The sequence below is a fragment of the Streptomyces sp. NPDC001848 genome (genome assembly GCF_042891915.1).
Taxonomy (GTDB): domain Bacteria; phylum Actinomycetota; class Actinomycetes; order Streptomycetales; family Streptomycetaceae; genus Streptomyces.
The window spans coordinates 1-17,595 of the sequence record NZ_JBIATP010000004.1 but is presented as its reverse complement, the minus strand read 5'-3'; the positions used below and the strand labels follow the sequence as shown (position 1 = coordinate 17,595).

At 71.4% G+C, this 17,595-nt stretch carries 14 protein-coding genes; 9 read left to right on the top strand and 5 right to left on the bottom strand.

What is annotated here, in order from left to right; translation table 11 throughout:
- The first annotated feature begins 7 nt into the window (after nucleotides 1–7).
- The 4 genes from ACFYZJ_RS09070 to ACFYZJ_RS09055 are packed head-to-tail and all read left to right on the top strand — an operon-like array spanning nucleotide 8 to nucleotide 4,016.
- Nucleotides 8–1,171, top strand: coding sequence for a phytanoyl-CoA dioxygenase family protein (locus tag ACFYZJ_RS09070; RefSeq protein ID WP_388564600.1), 1,164 nt, complete (start codon nucleotides 8–10; stop codon nucleotides 1,169–1,171).
- An 11-nt stretch (nucleotides 1,172–1,182) separates the two neighbouring features.
- On the top strand, nucleotides 1,183–1,944 hold the full coding sequence (locus tag ACFYZJ_RS09065) for an SDR family oxidoreductase (protein WP_388564598.1): 762 nt from the start codon (nucleotides 1,183–1,185) through the stop codon (nucleotides 1,942–1,944).
- 50 nt (nucleotides 1,945–1,994) lie between these two features.
- Nucleotides 1,995–3,014, top strand: coding sequence for a Gfo/Idh/MocA family oxidoreductase (locus ACFYZJ_RS09060; RefSeq protein WP_388564595.1), 1,020 nt, complete (start codon nucleotides 1,995–1,997; stop codon nucleotides 3,012–3,014).
- Between the two features lie 3 nt (nucleotides 3,015–3,017).
- Nucleotides 3,018–4,016, top strand: coding sequence for a Gfo/Idh/MocA family protein (locus ACFYZJ_RS09055; protein WP_388564592.1), 999 nt, complete (start codon nucleotides 3,018–3,020; stop codon nucleotides 4,014–4,016).
- Nucleotides 4,017–4,136: 120 nt separating this feature from the next.
- Here ACFYZJ_RS09055 and ACFYZJ_RS09050 read toward each other — a convergent pair whose 3' ends face one another.
- Both ACFYZJ_RS09050 and ACFYZJ_RS09045 read right to left on the bottom strand, forming a co-directional pair.
- Nucleotides 4,137–4,367 carry a hypothetical protein gene (locus ACFYZJ_RS09050; RefSeq protein ID WP_388564589.1) on the bottom strand — a complete coding sequence of 77 codons (231 nt, stop codon included), beginning with the start codon at nucleotides 4,365–4,367 and terminating at the stop codon, nucleotides 4,137–4,139.
- A gap of 419 nt (nucleotides 4,368–4,786) precedes the next feature.
- On the bottom strand, nucleotides 4,787–6,175 hold the full coding sequence (locus ACFYZJ_RS09045) for a nicotinate phosphoribosyltransferase (RefSeq protein ID WP_388564586.1): 1,389 nt from the start codon (nucleotides 6,173–6,175) through the stop codon (nucleotides 4,787–4,789).
- A gap of 363 nt (nucleotides 6,176–6,538) precedes the next feature.
- Between ACFYZJ_RS09045 and ACFYZJ_RS09040 the strand changes: the two genes are divergently transcribed.
- From ACFYZJ_RS09040 to ACFYZJ_RS09030, 3 genes are read left to right on the top strand one after another with little or no spacing between them, the layout of a single operon-like run.
- A complete protein-coding gene (locus tag ACFYZJ_RS09040; protein WP_388564583.1) occupies nucleotides 6,539–9,232 on the top strand; it encodes a GNAT family N-acetyltransferase in 2,694 nt (897 codons plus the stop codon).
- 13 nt (nucleotides 9,233–9,245) lie between these two features.
- On the top strand, nucleotides 9,246–9,980 hold the full coding sequence (locus tag ACFYZJ_RS09035) for a CBS domain-containing protein (protein WP_388564581.1): 735 nt from the start codon (nucleotides 9,246–9,248) through the stop codon (nucleotides 9,978–9,980).
- Between the two features lie 16 nt (nucleotides 9,981–9,996).
- Entirely contained in the window at nucleotides 9,997–10,671 is a 675-nt protein-coding gene (locus ACFYZJ_RS09030; RefSeq protein WP_388564579.1) for a helix-turn-helix domain-containing protein, read from the top strand.
- 115 nt (nucleotides 10,672–10,786) lie between these two features.
- On the opposite strand, the gene ACFYZJ_RS09025 is transcribed toward ACFYZJ_RS09030, so the two are convergent.
- The gene (locus ACFYZJ_RS09025) at nucleotides 10,787–11,755 is read right to left on the bottom strand and encodes a rubrerythrin family protein (RefSeq protein WP_388564576.1); all 969 of its coding nucleotides are present in this window, start codon (nucleotides 11,753–11,755) and stop codon (nucleotides 10,787–10,789) included.
- A gap of 223 nt (nucleotides 11,756–11,978) precedes the next feature.
- Here ACFYZJ_RS09025 and ACFYZJ_RS09020 point away from each other — a divergent pair, with 223 nt between their 5' ends.
- Nucleotides 11,979–14,348 carry a glycoside hydrolase family 65 protein gene (locus ACFYZJ_RS09020; protein WP_388564574.1) on the top strand — a complete coding sequence of 790 codons (2,370 nt, stop codon included), beginning with the start codon at nucleotides 11,979–11,981 and terminating at the stop codon, nucleotides 14,346–14,348.
- A gap of 140 nt (nucleotides 14,349–14,488) precedes the next feature.
- Nucleotides 14,489–14,800 carry a hypothetical protein gene (locus ACFYZJ_RS09015; protein ID WP_388564571.1) on the top strand — a complete coding sequence of 104 codons (312 nt, stop codon included), beginning with the start codon at nucleotides 14,489–14,491 and terminating at the stop codon, nucleotides 14,798–14,800.
- Between the two features lie 64 nt (nucleotides 14,801–14,864).
- Here the strand turns inward: ACFYZJ_RS09015 and ACFYZJ_RS09010 are convergent, their stop codons facing one another.
- Together ACFYZJ_RS09010 and ACFYZJ_RS09005 are read right to left on the bottom strand one after the other, a co-directional pair.
- Nucleotides 14,865–16,340, bottom strand: coding sequence for an AAA family ATPase (locus ACFYZJ_RS09010; protein ID WP_388565555.1), 1,476 nt, complete (start codon nucleotides 16,338–16,340; stop codon nucleotides 14,865–14,867).
- Nucleotides 16,341–16,464: 124 nt separating this feature from the next.
- Nucleotides 16,465–17,334: a universal stress protein gene (locus tag ACFYZJ_RS09005; protein WP_388564569.1), complete on the bottom strand. Its 870-nt coding sequence runs from the start codon at nucleotides 17,332–17,334 to the stop codon at nucleotides 16,465–16,467.
- Nucleotides 17,335–17,595 lie beyond the last annotated feature (261 nt).

Below are 17,595 nucleotides of genomic sequence, written 5' to 3'. Positions count from 1 at the left end.
CTCCGCGATGTCTCTCACCACCGCGGGACCCGGGATCTGGCTGCGCGAGGAGGACTGCGACCTCGACGCCTTCCGCTCCCTGGCCGACGAGCGCACCGACCCGGCCGACTACCCGCTCGCCGCCGGGGTCGAGCAGAACGTCCTCGTGTACGACAGCGAGCGGCTGCGGGCCGCCGAACCGGAGCGGGTGCGGTCGGAGTGGGTGCGTGCCCTGCTGGACGGGCCCGGGATCGTGGTCCTCGCGCGGGCGTTCTGCGACCTCGACGTGGTGGACCGTGCGAGTGCCGTCTTCACCGCGTTGATCGAGCGGGAGCGCGCGGCGGGCACCGCCCGCGGGGACCACTTCGCCAAGCCCGGCGCCAACGACCGGGTGTGGAACGCACTCGACAAGATGGCCGCGCAGGATCCGGAGACGTTCGCCGACTACTACGGCAACGACATGCTGGCGCTGATCGCCGAGGCCTGGCTCGGCCCCGGCTACCAGATCACCTCGCAGGTCAACCAGGTCAACCCGGGCGGGGCGGCGCAGAGCGTGCACCGCGACTACCACCTCGGGTTCCTGCGCCAGGAGCAGGCGGCCCGCTACCCGGCCCACGTCCACCGCCTCTCCCCCGTCCTCACCCTGCAGGGCGCGGTGGCGCACTGCGACATGCCCGTGGAGTCCGGCCCGACGCTGTACCTGCCGCACTCGCAGAAGTACGAGCCCGGCTATCTGGCCTGGCGGCGCCCCGAGTTCATCGCGTACTTCGACGACCACCACGTCCAGCTGCCCCTGCACAAGGGCGATGCCGTCTTCTTCAACCCGGCGCTCTTCCACGCCGCCGGGCACAACCGGTCCGCGGACATCCGGCGGATGGCGAACCTGCTGCAGATCTCCTCCGCGTTCGGCCGCGCCATGGAGACCGTCGACCGCGAGGCGGTGTCGAACGCGGTCCATCCGGTGCTGCTGAGGCGCAAGGCCGAGGGTGCCGAGGAGGTCTGGCTCCGCCGGGTGGTCGCCGCCTGCGCCGAGGGCTACCCCTTCCCCACCAATCTGGATCTGGACCCGCCGGTCGACGGGCTGGCACCGCCGTCCCAGGCGGACACCGTGTGGCGGGCCGTGGCCGAGGGCTGGAGCCCGGACCGGCTGCGGCAGGAACTGCGAGCGGGCGCCGAGCGGCGCCGGCTCTGAGAGGACATCGGATGGCACTGCTGGAGGACAAGGTCGTCCTCGTCAACGGGGGAAGCCAGGGTGTCGGCGCCGGGGTCGTCCGGGCGGCCCTGCGCGAGGGCGCGTGCGTGGTCTTCACCGGGCGCAGGGCCGACGTCGGCGAGGAGTTCGCGAAGAACACCGGCGCCGTCTTCGTACGGGCGGACCTCGCGGATCCGGCCGCGGCACGCGGCGGCGTGGAGCAGACCGTGGAGTTGTGCGGCAGGATCGACTGCCTGGTGAACGCGGCCGGGCTGACCTCGCGCGGTTCGCTGCTGGACACCACGCCGGAACTCTTCGACGCGCACGTCGCGATCAATCTGCGGGCGCCGTTCTTCGCCATGCAGGCGGCCGTGCGGAACATGGTGGACCGTGGAGCGCCCGGCACCATCGTCAACATCATCACCTCCTCGGCCCACGGCGGACAGCCGTTCCTCGCCCCGTACGTGGCCGCCAAGGCCGGTCTGGTGGGACTCACCCGCAACGCCGCGCACGCGCACCGCTGGGACCGGATCCGGATCAACGGCCTGAACATCGGCTGGACGGACACCGAGGGCGAGGACGCGATCCAGCGCGCCTTCCACGGCGCCGGCGACGACTGGCGCGAGAAGGCGGCCGAGGCCGTGCCGATGGGCAGGCTCGGGCAGGTGGACGAGATCGCCGACTTCGTCGTCCTCCTGCTCTCCGACCGCAGCGGCGTGGTGACCGGTTCGGTGATCGACTGGGACCAGATCGTCTTCGGCGGACTCGACTGAACCTCACCCGCCGGCTCCCCACCTCACGTCCCTCATTGGAGCAACTTCCCATGCGTATCGGCATCCTCGGCCTCGGCCGGATCGGCGCCTTCCACGCCGCCACTCTCGCCGCACTGGACGCGGTGGACTCCCTGGTGGTCACCGACCCCGTGCCCGCGGCCACCGCGTCGGCGGCGGAGCGCTTCGGGGCGAGAGCGGTCCACTCTCCTGAGGCGTTGTTCACCGCGGGGGTCGACGGCGTCGTGATCGCCGCCGCCACGGACGCCCACCCGGCGCTGATCCTCGCCGCCGTCGAGGCGGGCATCCCCGTCTTCTGCGAGAAGCCGGCGGCGAGGACCGTCGAGGAGAGCCTGACCGTGCTGCGCGCGGTACGGGACAGCGGTGTCGAGGTGCACATCGGGTACAACCGGCGCTTCGACGCGGGCTGTGTCGCCGCACGCGAGGCGGTCCTCGCCGGTGAACTCGGCTCGCTGCACACCGTTCGCTCCACCACCCTGGACCCGGCGCCGCCGCCGGAGGCCTACATCGCGGTCTCCGGGGGCATCTTCCGCGACTGCTCGGTGCACGACTTCGACATCGTGCGCTGGGTGACCGGGCGGGAGGTCAGCGAGGTGTACGCGGCGGGCGGCAACCGCGGCGCCGAGTACATCGCGGCCGCCGGCGACGTCGACACCGCTTCCGCGCTCCTCACCCTCGACGACGGCACCCTGGCCGTGACCTCCAGCTCCCGGCACAACGCGCGCGGTTACGACGTACGTCTGGAGCTGCACGGCATGAAGGACAGCATCGCCGTGGGCCTGGAGGACAAGCTGCCGCTGCGGTCCGTCGAACCGGGCGCCACCTTCCCGGCCGGTGCCCCGCACCACTTCTTCATGGACCGTTTCGCGGACGCCTACCGTGCCGAACTCACCGCGTTCACCGAGGTGGTGGCGGGCTCCAGGACCTCACCGTGTACGGTGGCCGACGCCATCGAGGCGAGCTGGATCGCCGAGGCCTGCACGCTGTCGCTGGCCGAGCACCGACCGGTGCGGATGGACGAGGTGCGCCACGGCATGGACGAGGTGAAGTGAGGCATGAGCGAACCGCTGCGGATCGGGCTGCTGGGAGCGGCCCGCATCACCGAGACCGCGCTCGTTGCCCCGGCCCGCGCGGGCGGACACCGTCTGGTCGCGGTGGCCGCCCGTGACCGGGACCGGGCGCAGGCGTTCGCGGACGCCCACGGCGTGGAGCGGGTCGTCGGGTCGTACGCCGACCTCGTCGCCGACCCCGAGGTCGACGTCGTCTACAACCCGCTCGCCAACGGTCTGCACGGCCCCTGGAACCTGGCGGCGCTGAAGGCGGGCAAGCATGTGCTGACCGAGAAGCCGTCCGCGAGCAACGCCGAGGAGGCGGCCGAGGTACGCGACGCCGCGTCCACGGCGGGCACGGTGTTCATGGAGGGCTTCCACTACCTCTTCCACCCGGTCACCCGGCGGCTGCACGAGGTGCTGGCGTCCGGGGAGCTCGGCGAACTGCGGCACGTGGAGACCGTGGTGGCCATGCCCCCGCCGCCGGACGACGACGCGCGCTGGTCGCTCACGCTGGCGGGTGGCGCCGTGATGGACCTGGGCTGCTACGCCCTGCACGCCCAGCGGATGCTCGCCCCGTGGGCCGGCGGCGACCCCGAGGTGGTCTCGGCGCGCGGCGATGACCGGCCGCAGGCACCGGGCGTCGACGCCTGGCTGGACGCGGAGCTGGCCTTCCCCGGCGGCGCCACCGGAACCGCGCGCTGCTCCATGGTGCACGGCACCTGGCAGGCGACGTGCCGGCTGGTCGGCACCCGGGGCGAGGCCACGGCCCTCGACTTCGTGCTGCCGCACCAGGACGACCGGGTCGTGGTGCGCACGGACAGCGGTGAGCGGACGGAGGAGCTGGGCCGCAGGTCCTCGTACACCTATCAGCTCAAGGCGTTCGCGGCCCGGGTCCGGGGCGGCGAGCCGCTGCCCCTCGACGCTCAGGACGCGCTGGAGACGATGCGGCTCATCGACACGGCCTATGAGAAGGCGGGGTTCGCCGCCCGGCCGCGCAGCTGACATGCCCCGGGTCGGGCACGAGCCTGTGACCAAGCTTCATGGTTGGTACTTGGCAACGCGTCTGACGCGCGGTCATACCAACCACAATCAGCGAGTTCGGCCCAGAAGCAGGCAAGGGCCCTAATGCCCGCTCTTCCATTCCGTGTCCAGTATGGCGGCGTGCACGGCAGCATCGATCATCGTGATGGCGAGGACGCCGACCATCCAGTTCTTCGGATTACCGAGCACCGAGCCCAGCACGGCCGAGCCGTAGATGATCGCCGCATAGACGACGGGTACCGCCCTGCTGATGACGCGTTTCTTCGCCGCGATGAAGAACAGCGGCGGCGCCAGCAGGCCGACGAAGAGCACGACTACGGCGACCCGGACCAGCTGGTGGCTGGGTGCCGGCGTACATACAGGCCCGAATCGGTGCGTTGATGTACGGATTGCCCATGGTCCCCGTTGCCTTGACCAGTGAGCTCGGAGTTACTCGCGCCACTTCCTGGTGCGAGCCGTTCGAGGGATCGTCACGCTTACGGAGGACATGCGGACGGTCCAGCCGGTCCGTCGGAGCCGGTCGGCACCTGCGGTTTCCGGTCGCCGTCAGGCAGCGCGGACGAGGACCGCTGTTGCCTGGTCATAGCGACAGGACGGGCCGGTGTCCACGCGGCCGGACGTGAACGGAGGGCGGTCAGCAGGGGGGACGGACACCATGTCCTCATCGTGGATGCGATCATCGGGCGTCGCATCCGAGGCACCGGGACCACGGCCCACGGCATCGACGGACATCAACGATGCCCGAGGCCCCTGGTGATCGAAGGACCGGCGTTCGCGGCCACGCCGGGGGGCCGTGCGCGGAAGCGCGTTTCGATCTCCTCCCGCACCCGCTTTGTCAGATCCTCCAGCGCCCTGGACCTGACTGCGCGCAGAGGCATGGGGTTCTCGATGCTGCGTGCCGGGGCCGGAAGGGCGGCGATGTCGTGGGCGCAGCGTGCCTGCGCGTACTCCCACCGGTCGGGTGCGCCCGTGCGTCGGCCGCCGCGCATGACGGTGCGGAGCAGGGGTCGCGCGGCGTCCGGCGGCTCCTCGTCCCAGAGGCCGATGACGTCCGGATGTGTCAGGTTGCGGAAGACCTGCTTGCGGCCCGGGGCCGTCACCTTCGCGGACGACAGCTTCATGACGGGGCGGCCGTCGTACTCCACGAGCTTGTACGCCGCGTCCAGGTACGGTGCGTCCGCAGCGACACCGATCTTCGTTCCCACGGCGTACACGTCGATCGGGGCCCCGCTGCGCACCAGGTCCGCGACGGCGTACTCGTCCAGCCCGCCGCTGGCGGTGATCCGCACGTCGGGCAGCCCGGCGGCGTCCAGCGTGGCGCGCGCCCGCCGCGCCAGTTCTCCGAGGTCACCGCTGTCGAGTCGGATCGCACATCCCGGGCCGCGCCCGATCTCGTTCAGGACGCGGGCCGCGGTCCGCACTCCAGCGTCGGTGTCGTAGGTGTCGACGAGGAACGTCACCGGCCCCGGGTGGGTACGCGCGAACGCATGGAACGCCTCCTCCTCATCGGGGAACGCCTCGATGTACGAGTGGGCCATGGTGCCCGAGGCCGGGATGCCCAGGGCACCGGCCGCCGCCACGTTGCTGGTGCCCGCGAAACCCACCAAGGCTCCCAGCCGGGCCGCCTGCAGACCCGCCCACGGCCCGTGGGTGCGGCGCAGCGAGAAGTCCACGACGGGCCGTCCGGCCGCCGCGAGAACACAGCGGACCGCCTTGGACGCCACCGCCGTCTGGTGGCACAGCTGGTTGAGCAGGTACGTCTCCACGAGCTGGGCCTGTGGCAGCGGGGCGGTCACCTCCAGCAGCGGCTCGCCGGCGAGGACCACATGTCCCTCGGGGACGGCGCGCACCTCGCCGTCGAAGGTCAGTCCGAGCAGCGGCTCCAGATCCTTGGGCGACCGGTGCAGTGCTGCCGCGAAGGTCTGGATGTCCTCGCGTTCCACGCGGTAGCGGGCGAGGAAGTCCAGGGCGGGCTCCAGACCGGCGGCGACCAGGAAGCCCCGGCCGGGCGGCAGGTCACGGACGAAGAGGCTGAAGGTCGCCGGGGCGCGCATGTCCTCCCGCAGATAGGACAGGGCCATGGTCACTTCGTACAGGTCGGTCGTGGTGACGTCGGACATGATGACCGCCGCTGAAGGGGCTGGTGGGGATTCCGTGGCAAGGGCGCTCCTCAGTCACCAGTCTCGGCGAATCCTCGCGTACGGACATGGGCCGGTCGGCCCTGCGACCGGTGTCCTGTACTCACCGATCGCATGTACCGAGCCCGCGAGAAAAGGGGTCCAGTGTCGTCGTACCGCCCCCTCGGGCTCCGCCTCCTCCAGGGCTGCTCGTCGAGCGGGCGCGAGCGCCCGGCGTCTGAGAACACCGGCGGGATCGCGATCCGCTTTCAGGGCCGACCGGCCCTCGCTGCACCCCGGTCAGCCCATGTGATCGCCGGTACAGCCGCCGATGCTCGAAATGTCGAGAGGCCGGAGGAAACCGCGATGACGGACGACACGCTCAGCCGCCCCCGGATCCACGCCCTGCTCGCGGACGGCAGCACCGTCTGCATCCGGCCCGTGGAGCCGGATGATCAGGAGCGGTTGCGGGGCCTGTACGAGGAGATGTCCCCCGAGAACCTCCGGCTGCGGTTCTTCGCGGTGAGCCGGAGTTCGGCCGCCGTGGCCGCCGACCGCGCGTGCGCCCCGGCGCGCCCCGGCCATCGGGCGCTGCTGGCGGAGGCCAAGGGCCGGGTGGTGGGCCTGGCCGAGTACGACACCGGGGGTGACAAGGACGCGGCCGAGGTCTCCGTCGCGGTGGCCGAGGGACTGCACCACCGCGGTGTCGGCACCCTCCTCGTCGAGCATCTGGTCTCGGCGGCCCGCGCGGAGGGCATCACCAGGTTCAAGGCCGACGCGCTGAGCGAGAACCTCCAGGTACTCCGGCTCTTCGCCGACCTCGGCCTGCGCACCAGGCGCCACTTCGAGGGGCCCGAGGTCCGGTGCACCATCGCGCTCGACGAGGACGACGCCTACCTCTCGGCTGTGGAGGAGCGCGGCCGGGCCGCCGACGTGGCCAGTCTCGAGCCGCTGCTGAGGCCGGACACGATCGCCGTCATCGGCGCTGGGCGCAAGCCCGGATCGGTGGGGCGGGCCATCCTGCACCACCTGCACGCGGGCGGCTTCACCCGACGCCTCTTCGCAGTGAACCCACACGTCAGCTCGGTTCTGGGGGTGCCCTGTCACCCCGCGGTCAGTGCCCTGCCCAGGGTCCCGGACCTGGCGGTCGTCGCCGTGCCCGCGGCCGCCGTCCCGGCCACCGCCGAGGAGTGCGGCAGGGCGGGGGTACGGGCGCTCGTGGTCGTCACCGCCGGCCTCGACCGTGCCCAGGCGCAGAGCCTGATGACCGCATGCCGTACGTACGGGATGCGGCTGGTCGGCCCGAACTGCCTCGGCATCTCCAACACCGACCCCGAGCTGCGCATGGATGCCACGTTCGCCGCCGACCACCCGCTGCCGGGAACCGCGGGCGTCGCCGTGCAGTCCGGCGGAGTGGGGATCGCCCTGCTCGACGGGCTGTCCCGGCTCGGCATCGGCGTGTCCTCGTTCGCTTCCCTCGGTGACAAGTACGACGTCAGCGGCAACGACATGCTCCAGTGGTGGGAGAGCGACGGCCGCACCGATCTCGCCCTGTTGCACCTGGAGTCCTTCGGCAATCCGAGGGCGTTCTCCCGCACCGCGCGGCGCGTCACCCGCCGCATCCCCGTCCTGACCGTGGACGCCGGCCGCACAGAGGTCGGCCGCCGCGCCGCCGCCTCGCACACCGCGGCGGCCGCCACGCCCACCATGACCCGGCAGGCGCTGTTCACCCAGGCCGGCATCACCGCCACCCGCTCGGTCGGCGAGCTCCTCGAAACGGCCGCCCTGATGCACTCCCAGCCGCTCCCGGTCGGTGCGCGCGTCGCGATCGTCGCCAATGCCGGCGGTGTCGGTGTGCTGGCGGCGGACGCCTGCATGGAAGCGGGGCTCGTCCTGCCGCCGCTCACCCCGGACCTGATCGACGACCTGCTCGCCGTGCTGCCCGAGGGAGCGGCGGTCGGCAACCCCGTCGACACCACCGCCGCCGTCTCCGAAGACCAGCTTCGGGACTGCCTGGACCGGCTGCTCGAATCCCCGGACCTCGACGCCGTGCTGGTGGCCCTCGTCCCCACGGCGGTCGCCGTAGCGACCGGTGAGGACCTGACCCGAGCCCTCACCGGCGATCCTGCGCACCGGACACGACCGGTCGTGGCGGTACGCATCGAACAGGACCTGCCGGTGAAACTGCTGCCGGTCACCGCCGACAGAACCATCCCTTCATACGCCGATCCTCAGGCGGCGGCGCGGGCGCTGGCCCACGCCGCGCGCCGAGCGGCCTGGCTCTCCCGGCCAGTGGGCACCGTCCCGACCCTCTCCGGAATCGACACCCTGCATGCCCACGAGATCGCCGACGCGAACCTAGCCCGGCACCCGGACGGAGGCTGGCTCGACCCGCGCGCCTGCGCCGACCTGCTGGCCTGCTACGGCATCCCGCAGCTGCCGTGGGCCTGGGCCGAGACGGAGGACGACGCCGTGATCGCTGCCGAGCGGCTGCGCGGACCCGACGGCCGGATCGTCATGAAGGCCCACTGGCCGGGCCTGCTGCACAAGAGCGAGCAGCACGCCGTCCACCTCGACCTTCAGGGCGAGCCGCAGGTGCGGGCCGCCTTCCGGGATTTCGAGACGCGGTTCTCCGGTCTGATGACCGGTGTGGTCGTCCAGCCGCTCGCCGACCGCGGCACCGAGTTGTTCGCCGGTGTGGTCCAGGACGAGGTCTTCGGCCCTCTCGTCCTCTTCGGTCTGGGCGGCACCGCGACCGAGGTGCTCGCCGATCACGCCGCCCGCCTCGCCCCGCTCACCGACCAGGACGTCCACGACCTGATCACGGCGCCGCGCTGCGCCCCGCTCCTGTTCGGCGCGCATGGTGCCGGGCCTGTCGACCTCGAGGCCCTGGAACAGCTGCTCCTGCGCGTCTCCCGCATGGCGAGCGATCTACCGCAGCTCGCCGAGGCCGACTTCAACCCCGTCCTTGCCGCACCGGGCGGAGTGACCGTGCTCGACGCACGCGTGTGTCTGCTGCCCCGCAGGCCGCAGGATCCCTATCTGCGCCGGCTCCGCTGAGGAGATGACGGACATGAAGCACAACAAGGTCGGCTCCGTGATGACCACGGATGTCGTCAGCGCCGAGTACCGCACTCCGTTCAAGGAAGTCGCGCGGCTCCTCGCGGACCGCCGCATCAGCGGACTGCCCGTCGTGGACGACGACGACAAGGTCATCGGCGTCGTCTCCGAGACCGACCTGGTGACCAGGCAGTCGGAAGCCCTCGACACGGACGGAACCAGGCGTCGCTTCCGGTTCGCCGCCGGGCGCACGCCCGGGGCTCGCAGACAGGCCGCCAGGTCCCGGGCCTTCACCGCCGGTCAGCTCATGACCGCACCGCCGGTGACCGTGCACGCCGAGGAGACCATCGCCGAAGCAGCCCGGACGATGGTGCAGCACCACGTGGAGCGGCTGCCCGTACTGGACGAGGAGGACCGGCTCGTCGGCATCGTCACCCGCCGGGACCTGCTCCAGGTCTTCCTGCGGCCCGACGCGGAGATCCGCGGCGAAGTGATCGAGGAAGTCCTGGTCGGCACGCTGCGGCTGGCACCCACGGCCGTCGACGTCTTCGTGGTCGAAGGGGTGGTCACCCTCACCGGTCGGTTGGCACGCAGGAGCGAGACGGAGATCGCCGTCTCCATGACCAAGCAGATCGACGGAGTGGTCGCGGTGATCGACCAGCTCACCTACCGCTTCGACGACTCCCGCCTGTCGCCCGGCGAGTGGTCACCGCGCGGCCTCGCCCACGACAGGCAGCGCGACCTCTGAGAGAAGGTGACGGCCCATGGCCGCACAAGCATCGTCGAACGCGGCAGGGGGCCACCCGACCGGTGACCTCGGGCGCCGGATCGCCCTGAGGCGCGAGGAACTCGGCCTGACCCGCGAGGAAACGGCCGTTCGGGCCGGTATGGCCGCCGGCTACCTCCGGTACCTGGAGGAGCAGTCCACCGCCGCGCCGAGCGCGGCCTCCCTCCTACGGTTGGCCGGAGCACTCGAGACCACCGTCCGGGACCTCGCCGGCGGCGACGTCGATCTGCCACCCGGCCTCGGACAGGCAGGCCGGCATCCGAAGTTCACGGAGCTGACCACGCAGGAGTGCCGGGAGCTGCTCTCGACGCACGGCGTGGGAAGAGTCGCGGTGACCACCGCCTCGGGACCGGTGGTCGTCCCTGTGAACTACACCGTCGTGGAGGACGCGCTCGTCTTCAGGACGCACCCTCACTCGGTACCTGCGCAGGCCTCGGGTTCTCAAGTGGCCTTCGAGATCGACCACATCGACGGAGCATTGAGCCAGGGGTGGAGCGTCCTGGTGCGCGGACAGGCCCGAGCCGTGACGGATCCCGACTCCCTGCGACGGCTGGAGGAACAGGCGTACAGCGCACCCTGGGCGGGCGGGCAACGTGAGCTGTGGATCCGCATCGAGCCTCTCAGCATCACCGGGCGCCGGATCACCGTGTGACGGCAGCGACCGCCCCGGCGGCCCGGTACTCATCGGCCCGGTACGAGCTGGGCTTATGCGACCGCCCGAGTGCCGCAGCGGCGTATCCGGCCGGTCCTGGAGTGCGCAGAGGCGGTCAGCGCGTCTGGTCGAGTGCCTGCTGGAAGGCGGTGCCGTGTCGGGCCTCGTCCGCGGCGGTGTCGCGGAAGTAGCGGGCGGCGGCGGTGTCACCGACGGTGGTGGCCCGGTCCGCAAACCCCGGGTACAGGTTGGTGGCCTCGTTGTGCTCCCCGGTGATGGCCTTGCGCAGGTTCTCCTTGGTGCTGCGCACCAGCCCGGCCAGCACCGCTTCGCCGGCGAAGTGTTCGTGCAGTTCCACTGCGGCTGTTCCCTCGAACAGGCGGGCCAGCGCGGAGTTGCCGGTCTGCTTCGCGCGCGCGGCGAACAGCATGTACTTGGCGTGGGCGAGCGCCTCGCCGTGCATCGCGGTGTCCAGATTGGCCTTCGTACGGGCGGCCTTCACCTTCGGCATTCCCGCGGGCACCGAGACCATGTCGGCCTTCGGCGGCGCCGGAATCGTGCCGCGGCCGGTGGTCACGACCGTGAGGGCGGTGCGGAAGGCATCGCGGTGGCGGCCCTCGTCCCCGGCGATCTCGGTGAACAGCTTGGCGGCGTCCAGGTCCCCGTCCTTGCGGGCCTGGTCCGCGAAACCGCGGTACATGACCTGGTGCTCGTACGTCTCGCCGTCGATGGCCTGGCGCAGGTCGGCGGCGTTCGTGCCGACCACTCCGGCCATGGTGGCCGCCTCGCGCAGATGCTCACCCAGCTCGGTCTGTGCCGTGGCGCGGAAGAGATTGCCCACGGCTGGGTGGGCCTCGCGGTCGGCTTGAGAGCCGAAGAGGCTGTAGGACGCGTAGGCGAACGCCTCGCCCTTCATGGCGGTGGTGAGGTCGGCGAGGGTCTGCGAGCGCAGAGCCCGCGCGTTGGCGTGCGTTGCCGGGTGGGGCCCGGTCGGCGCGGCCAGGGCCACGGCTGTGGCTGCCTGGGAGGCGGCGGCCAGGGTGCACAGGCCAACCAGGAGCGTACGGATCGAGTGGCGGCACATGATGTCCTCCTCCAGGGGCCTCTCGGAGAGAAGCGGACCCCTCACCCATACGAGCGGGAGGTGCACATCCTTGCCTTCTCGCATAACCCACTCGAGTGATTACTCACCGTGACGCAACCTGCGGCGTGACCGCGTCGCCGGGCCCTGGCCCCGGCGCCAAACTGGTGCCGGTGCCGGCTCCCGTCGTGCGCACCGGAGAACCGCTTGTGGGAGGAGCGCCGCAGTGACGGTCTGGACCTGGCAGTACGAGGGCTACGAGCCCGCCGAGGAGCGCCTGCGGGAGTCCCTGTGCACCCTGGGCAACGGTTACTTCGCCACCCGGGGGGCGCTGTCCGAGTGCGCGGCGGACGATGTCCACTACCCGGGAACGTATGTGGCCGGCTGCTACAACAGGCTCACCTCACACGTGGCAAGCCGCCGGGTCGAGAACGAGGACATGGTGAACCTTCCCAACTGGCTGCCGTTGCGCTTCCGCCTCGCCGGTCAGCAGTGGCTCACCCCGGACACGGGCAGCGTTCTCGCCCACCGTCAGGTCCTGCACCTGTCCTCGGGCGTGCTGGAGCGCCGCACCCGGTACGGGCTCGACGGTGGGCGTACGCTGACCGTACGCCAGCAGCGCCTGGTGCACATGGGCGACCCCCATCTCGCCGCCTTGCGCACCGAGTTCACCGCGGAGGGCGGCGCCGTCGAGCTGGAGGTCGAGGCCGCGCTGGACGGCGGCGTCACGAATGGCGGCGTGGCGCGCTACCGGAACCTGGACGGCCACCACCTCACCCATGTGCACACCGGAACCCACGCCCCCGACACGGTCTGGCTGCGCTGCCGCACCCGCACCTCCGACATCCGCATCGGCCTGGCCGGCAGGCTGACCGCCGACGCACCCGTCGTCACCGAGCACCCGTTCCCCCGGGCCGTCCAGAGCCTGCGTCTCGACCTGGCGCCCGACCGGACCGTCACCGTCGACAAGACCGTGGCCCTGCACACCTCCCGCGACCCCGCCATCAGCGACCCGCTGCAGGCCGCGATCGACCGCGTCCGCCAGGCCCCCGGCTTCGACGCACTGTTGGCAGGCCACCGCACCGCCTGGCGCCTGCTGTGGCGCCGGGCCGACCTCGAAATCCCCGGGGAGGCCGGCCGCGTGCTGCGGCTGCATCTCTTCCACGTCCTGCAGACCCTCTCGCCGCACACCGCCGACCTGGACGTCGGCGTGCCCGCCCGGGGCCTGACCGGGGAGGCCTACCGGGGGCACGTCTTCTGGGACGAGCTGTTCGTGCTGCCCTACCTCAACCTGCACTTCCCGGAGGTCTCCCGGGCCCTGCTCCACTACCGCCACCGCCGCCTCGACCGCGCCCGGGCCGCGGCGCGCTCGATCGGCCGGCGCGGGGCACTGTACCCGTGGCAGAGCGGCAGCGACGGGCGCGAGGAGTCCCAGCTGGTCCACCTCAATCCGCGCTCCGGACGCTGGCTGCCCGACCACAGCCGGCTCCAGCGGCACGTCGGCTCCGCCGTCGCCTACAACGTGTGGCAGTACTGCGAGGCCAGCGGCGACGCCGAGTTCCTGCACACCAAGGGCGCCGAGATGCTCCTGCAGATCGCCCGCTTCTGGGCGGACTCGGCCGACTACGACGAGACCCTCGGGCGGCACCGCATCCGCGGCGTGGTCGGCCCCGACGAATACCACGACGCCTACCCCGGCGCGAAAGAGCCCGGCCTCGACGACAACGCGTACACCAACGTCACCGCCGCCTGGGTACTCACCCGCACCCTGGAGCTGCTGCGCGCCCTGCCCGAGCCCCGGCGCCTGGAACTCGTCGAGCGCACCGAGCTGGACGTCGGCGAACTGGAGCGTTGGGAGGAGGTCTCCCGCACGCTCCACGTGCCGTTCCACGACGACGTCATCAGCCAGTTCCAGGGCTACGGCGACCTCGCCGAACTCGACTGGGACGGCTACCGGAAGCGGTACGGCGACATCCGGCGCCTCGACCGGATCCTGGAAGCGGAGGGGGACACCGTCAACCGCTACCGGGCATCCAAACAGGCCGACGTACTCATGCTGGGCTACCTCTTCGCACCAGCCGAGCTTCACGGCGTCTTCCGCCGCCTGGGCCACCGGCTCGACGAGGACACCTGGCGGCGCACCGTCGACTACTACCTCGCCCGCACCAGCCACGGCTCCACCCTCAGCGGCCTGGTCCATGGCTGGGTCCTGGCCCGGACCCGGCGGGCCGAGGCGTGGGCGTTCTGTCATGAGACCCTGCGCAGCGACATCGCCGACGTGCAGGGCGGCACCACCGGAGAGGGGATCCACCTCGGCGCCATGGCAGGCACCCTCGACCTCGTCCAGCGCGGACTGACCGGCCTGGAGACCCGCCACGGCGCGCTGTGGCTCGATCCCGTGCCCCTGCCCCAGCTGACGTCGTACGGGTTCGCCATCCGCTACCAGGGGCACTGGGGCGTGCGGCTGCGGCTGGAGCACGGGCTGCTGGAGATCACGGTACCGCCGTCCGACCGTTCCCCCATCGACATCCGGCTGCCGGACCGCGCGGTATGCCTCCAGCCGGGAGAGACGGGCCGGTTGGTTGTCGGGGAGTGATGCCGGAACCGCACCTGGGCCGGTCCGGTGGGACCGGAAGAAGTTTCCGCGAGTCAGACCCGGCTTACGTCCACCGCCGACAACCGTTGCCGCATGCATGGCACGTCGTTGGGCCTGCAGAGCGCGCAGGGAGCGCGTTGATGGAGCAGTCGGACACCACGGTGACCCCGCGCAGCCTCCTGACAGTGAGCCCCGCCTCTCCGCACTCGCCGCAGATGCTGGTGTACCTGGAATTCACGCTCACCATCAGCAACCCACCCGGCGGCGGGGGATCGCTCGTCGTGTCCACCCTGGAGCCCGCCCAACTGCTCGCACCCCACGTCCTGCAGTTCCCTCCGCAGAACCTGACCTGCAACCTCCAAGCGCCGGTGCCCCTGGGCCCGCCTGGAACCGCCCCGAACAGCGCGCCCGTGGTACTCCACGGCTTCCCCGTCACCCTCAGCCGCATGTGAGGTCTGTGCCGGCACCACCGCGGCGTCGGCACAGCACCCGCCCCCGCTGTCGCGCGCTCCCTCCTCAGTCCGGCTCCGTGTAGGGGCGGCGGAAGACCTGGGCCCGGCCGGGGCCCCATGGGCGCACGGCTGCCAATGCCTGGACAACTGCGGACTCCAGGGGGCCGCTCGTGTCGATCGTGACGGCCTCCGCCCACGGTGGCTCCTTGGCCGCCAGGGCAGCGGCCACCTCGAGGCCGGCGTCCGACGCTCCGGGGGCCCGGGTGGTCAGGCGGGCCGCCGACACGTCGCCGGGTACCTTGCAATGCAGGGCCACCAGGTCGGCGCTGGTGCGTTCGGCCATGCGCACGGCCGCTTCGCGCTGTCCCGCGTCGGACCAGGTCGCGTCCAGGACGACGGACTCTCCGCAGGACAGCAGGGCGGATGCCCGGTCGAGCAGGGCCTTGTAGGTCCTGGCGGTCCACTCGGCCGTGTAGAGGCCCTCCCCGTAGCGGGCCGCCGCGGACTGCTCCGCCGGGATGCCTGCCAGTTCCTTGCGGAGGCGGTCGCTGCTGAGCAGCGTGACACCCAGGCGGTCGGCCAGCGCTCCGGCGAGGGTGGACTTGCCGCTGCCCGGCAGCCCGCCCACGAGTGTCAGGCCGACGGTGGAGGCGCGCAGGTGGCGCAGTGCCGTCGTGGCCAGCCGGCGCGATGCCGCCTCCGCGCCGGGCGCGCCCTGTCGGGCCTGGATCAGGGATACCTTGGCGCGGACGAACGCGCGGTAGGCGACGTAGTGGTGCCACAGGGACGGAGGTGCCGGATCACCCGAGTACTCGCTGTACTGGGTGAGGAAGAACGCCGCCTCCTCCGGTGCGCCGAGCTGTTCCAGGTCCATGGCGAGGAACGCGGCGTCATCGAGGCCGTCGACGTAGCGAAGGTGGTCGTCGAACTCCAGGCAGTCCAGGATGCGCGGCCCGTCGTCGAGGCAGAAGACGTCCTCGGCGCGCAGGTCGCCGTGCCCGTCCACGATCCGCCCTTGCTCGATGCGGGTGTCGAACAACTGCTTGCGTCCGGCCAGGTAGCGGCGTACCAGCCGTTCGATCTCCTCCACTCCGTCGGGCACGGGTCCGTTGTCAGCCAGTGCGCGGACCTGCGCGAAGCTGTCCTCCCAGCGCGAGGACAGTGCGTCTCTGGTGCCTTGTTCGTCGACCTCGCGGCTGCGGGGCGCGCCCGCGTGGCAGGTCGCGAGCTGCCGGGCGATGGCCCGGAGATCGTCGTCGATCGCAACGCCTTCCTGTACCAGCAGGGACAGGCGCCGGTCGGTCGGCATGCGGCGCATCACCACGAGCGGTTCGGGCGCCTTCGCCTCCGGGCTGCGGATTTCGCCGAGTCCCAGGTATACGTCGGGTGAGAAGCGGCGGTTGAGGGCGACTTCCCGCTCACACGCGTCCCGACGAGCCGCCACGGTGGAGTAGTCCAGGAAGCCCAGATCGACCGGTTTCTTGATCTTGTAGGCTCGCTCACCGACGAAGAACACCACGGCGGTGTGGGTCTCGCGCACCTCTGCCCGAGGGAGCGCCGGAGCGTCGTGAGCCGTGGTCGGCGCGTCGACTCCCGTGGCCGACCTCAGCACCGACGCGTCGGAGTGATGCCCCCGCATGTTCGGCTCCCTCCGCAGGCCCGGTTCAGTCATGGGGTACGACGGCGACAGGGCAGCGCGCGTGATGGATGGCGGCCTGGGCCACGGGGCCCAGGCGGGGAGCGAGGGCAGCGTGGTGCCTGCGTCTGCCGACGACCAGCATTCCGGCGCCCTCGGCCGCCCGCACGACGGCCTTGGCTGGGCTGTCGAGAGCGATGGTGTCGGCGACGTCGACGTGCGGAAACTTCTCGCGCCAGGGGCGGAGCGCCTGGTTCAGTCGTTTCCGCGCGTCCTGCCTGATCTCTTCGGTGATGTCGTGGTCGATGCCCCAGGGCAACTGCGCGTGGATGGGCACGCTGCGGCCGTGGACGGCCCGCAGGCCCACGTTCCTCGCCGCGGCGGTACCGAAGGCGAATGCGAGCAGGTCGTCGCACGGTCCGTGCAGTTTCAGCGCCACCACCACGCCGCCGCGGGATGCGGGCGTAGGCACCTCTTCGCCTGTTTCGGCGCGGACCAGCACCACCGGCCGCTCGGCCCGGGCCACGACGGGCATGCTGACGTCACCCATGAAGTAGCTCTCGATGGGCTCCAGCCCGCGGGAACCGAGCACGGTCATCTCGGACTCGGTTGCTGCTCGGAGCAGTGCGTGCTCGGCGTCGTCGGCGATCAGGCTGCCGACGACGGTGAGTCCTGGGTGGCGCGCCTGGAGCTTTGCCCGTGCGTCGTGCACGAGCCGCTTCGCCCAGTAGTTCTGATCGACCTCGCAGGGAAGGCGGGTCGGTTCCGGCACCAGCAGCGGCCACGCGTGCAGCAGGCGCAATGTGAGTTTGCGCCGTTCGGCTTCGTCAGCGGCCCAGCGAGCAGCGGCGAGACTCTCGGGCGAGCCGTCGAGGCCCACCGTGACGACCGGGTCCATGGCGACTGCCTCCGTCTCGTGGGAAGCCGGAATGACGGTGAGCGAGTCCGCCGGTCCAGGCGGCGCCGGTACGCCGAGCTCGGCTTCTTCTCCTTCGAGGACTACCGCATACCTCCGTGCGGCGCATGCCGACCAGGTATCGGTGTCCCGCCGGTGACCCGCTCACGGGGGGGTGCCTCTATGTCTTTCGTCAAGCGAGGCGTGGGGTTCTGGGTTCGTAGAAGGTTCCGTCGCGGAGCATGGCGAACAGCACGTTGATCC

Excerpts from the sequence above, each read along its gene's own strand:
- ACFYZJ_RS09030 (WP_388564579.1), top strand. The coding sequence starts at position 9,997 with ATGGCCGCACAAGCATCGTCGAACGCGGCAGGGGGCCACCCGACCGGT.
- ACFYZJ_RS09025 (WP_388564576.1), bottom strand. The coding sequence starts at position 11,755 with ATGTGCCGCCACTCGATCCGTACGCTCCTGGTTGGCCTGTGCACCCTG.
- ACFYZJ_RS09060 (WP_388564595.1), top strand. The coding sequence starts at position 1,995 with ATGCGTATCGGCATCCTCGGCCTCGGCCGGATCGGCGCCTTCCACGCC.
- ACFYZJ_RS09065 (WP_388564598.1), top strand. The coding sequence starts at position 1,183 with ATGGCACTGCTGGAGGACAAGGTCGTCCTCGTCAACGGGGGAAGCCAG.
- ACFYZJ_RS09045 (WP_388564586.1), bottom strand. The coding sequence starts at position 6,175 with ATGTCCGACGTCACCACGACCGACCTGTACGAAGTGACCATGGCCCTG.
- ACFYZJ_RS09070 (WP_388564600.1), top strand. The coding sequence starts at position 8 with ATGTCTCTCACCACCGCGGGACCCGGGATCTGGCTGCGCGAGGAGGAC.
- ACFYZJ_RS09040 (WP_388564583.1), top strand. The coding sequence starts at position 6,539 with ATGACGGACGACACGCTCAGCCGCCCCCGGATCCACGCCCTGCTCGCG.
- ACFYZJ_RS09015 (WP_388564571.1), top strand. The coding sequence starts at position 14,489 with ATGGAGCAGTCGGACACCACGGTGACCCCGCGCAGCCTCCTGACAGTG.
- ACFYZJ_RS09035 (WP_388564581.1), top strand. The coding sequence starts at position 9,246 with ATGAAGCACAACAAGGTCGGCTCCGTGATGACCACGGATGTCGTCAGC.
- ACFYZJ_RS09055 (WP_388564592.1), top strand. The coding sequence starts at position 3,018 with ATGAGCGAACCGCTGCGGATCGGGCTGCTGGGAGCGGCCCGCATCACC.
- ACFYZJ_RS09005 (WP_388564569.1), bottom strand. The coding sequence starts at position 17,334 with ATGGACCCGGTCGTCACGGTGGGCCTCGACGGCTCGCCCGAGAGTCTC.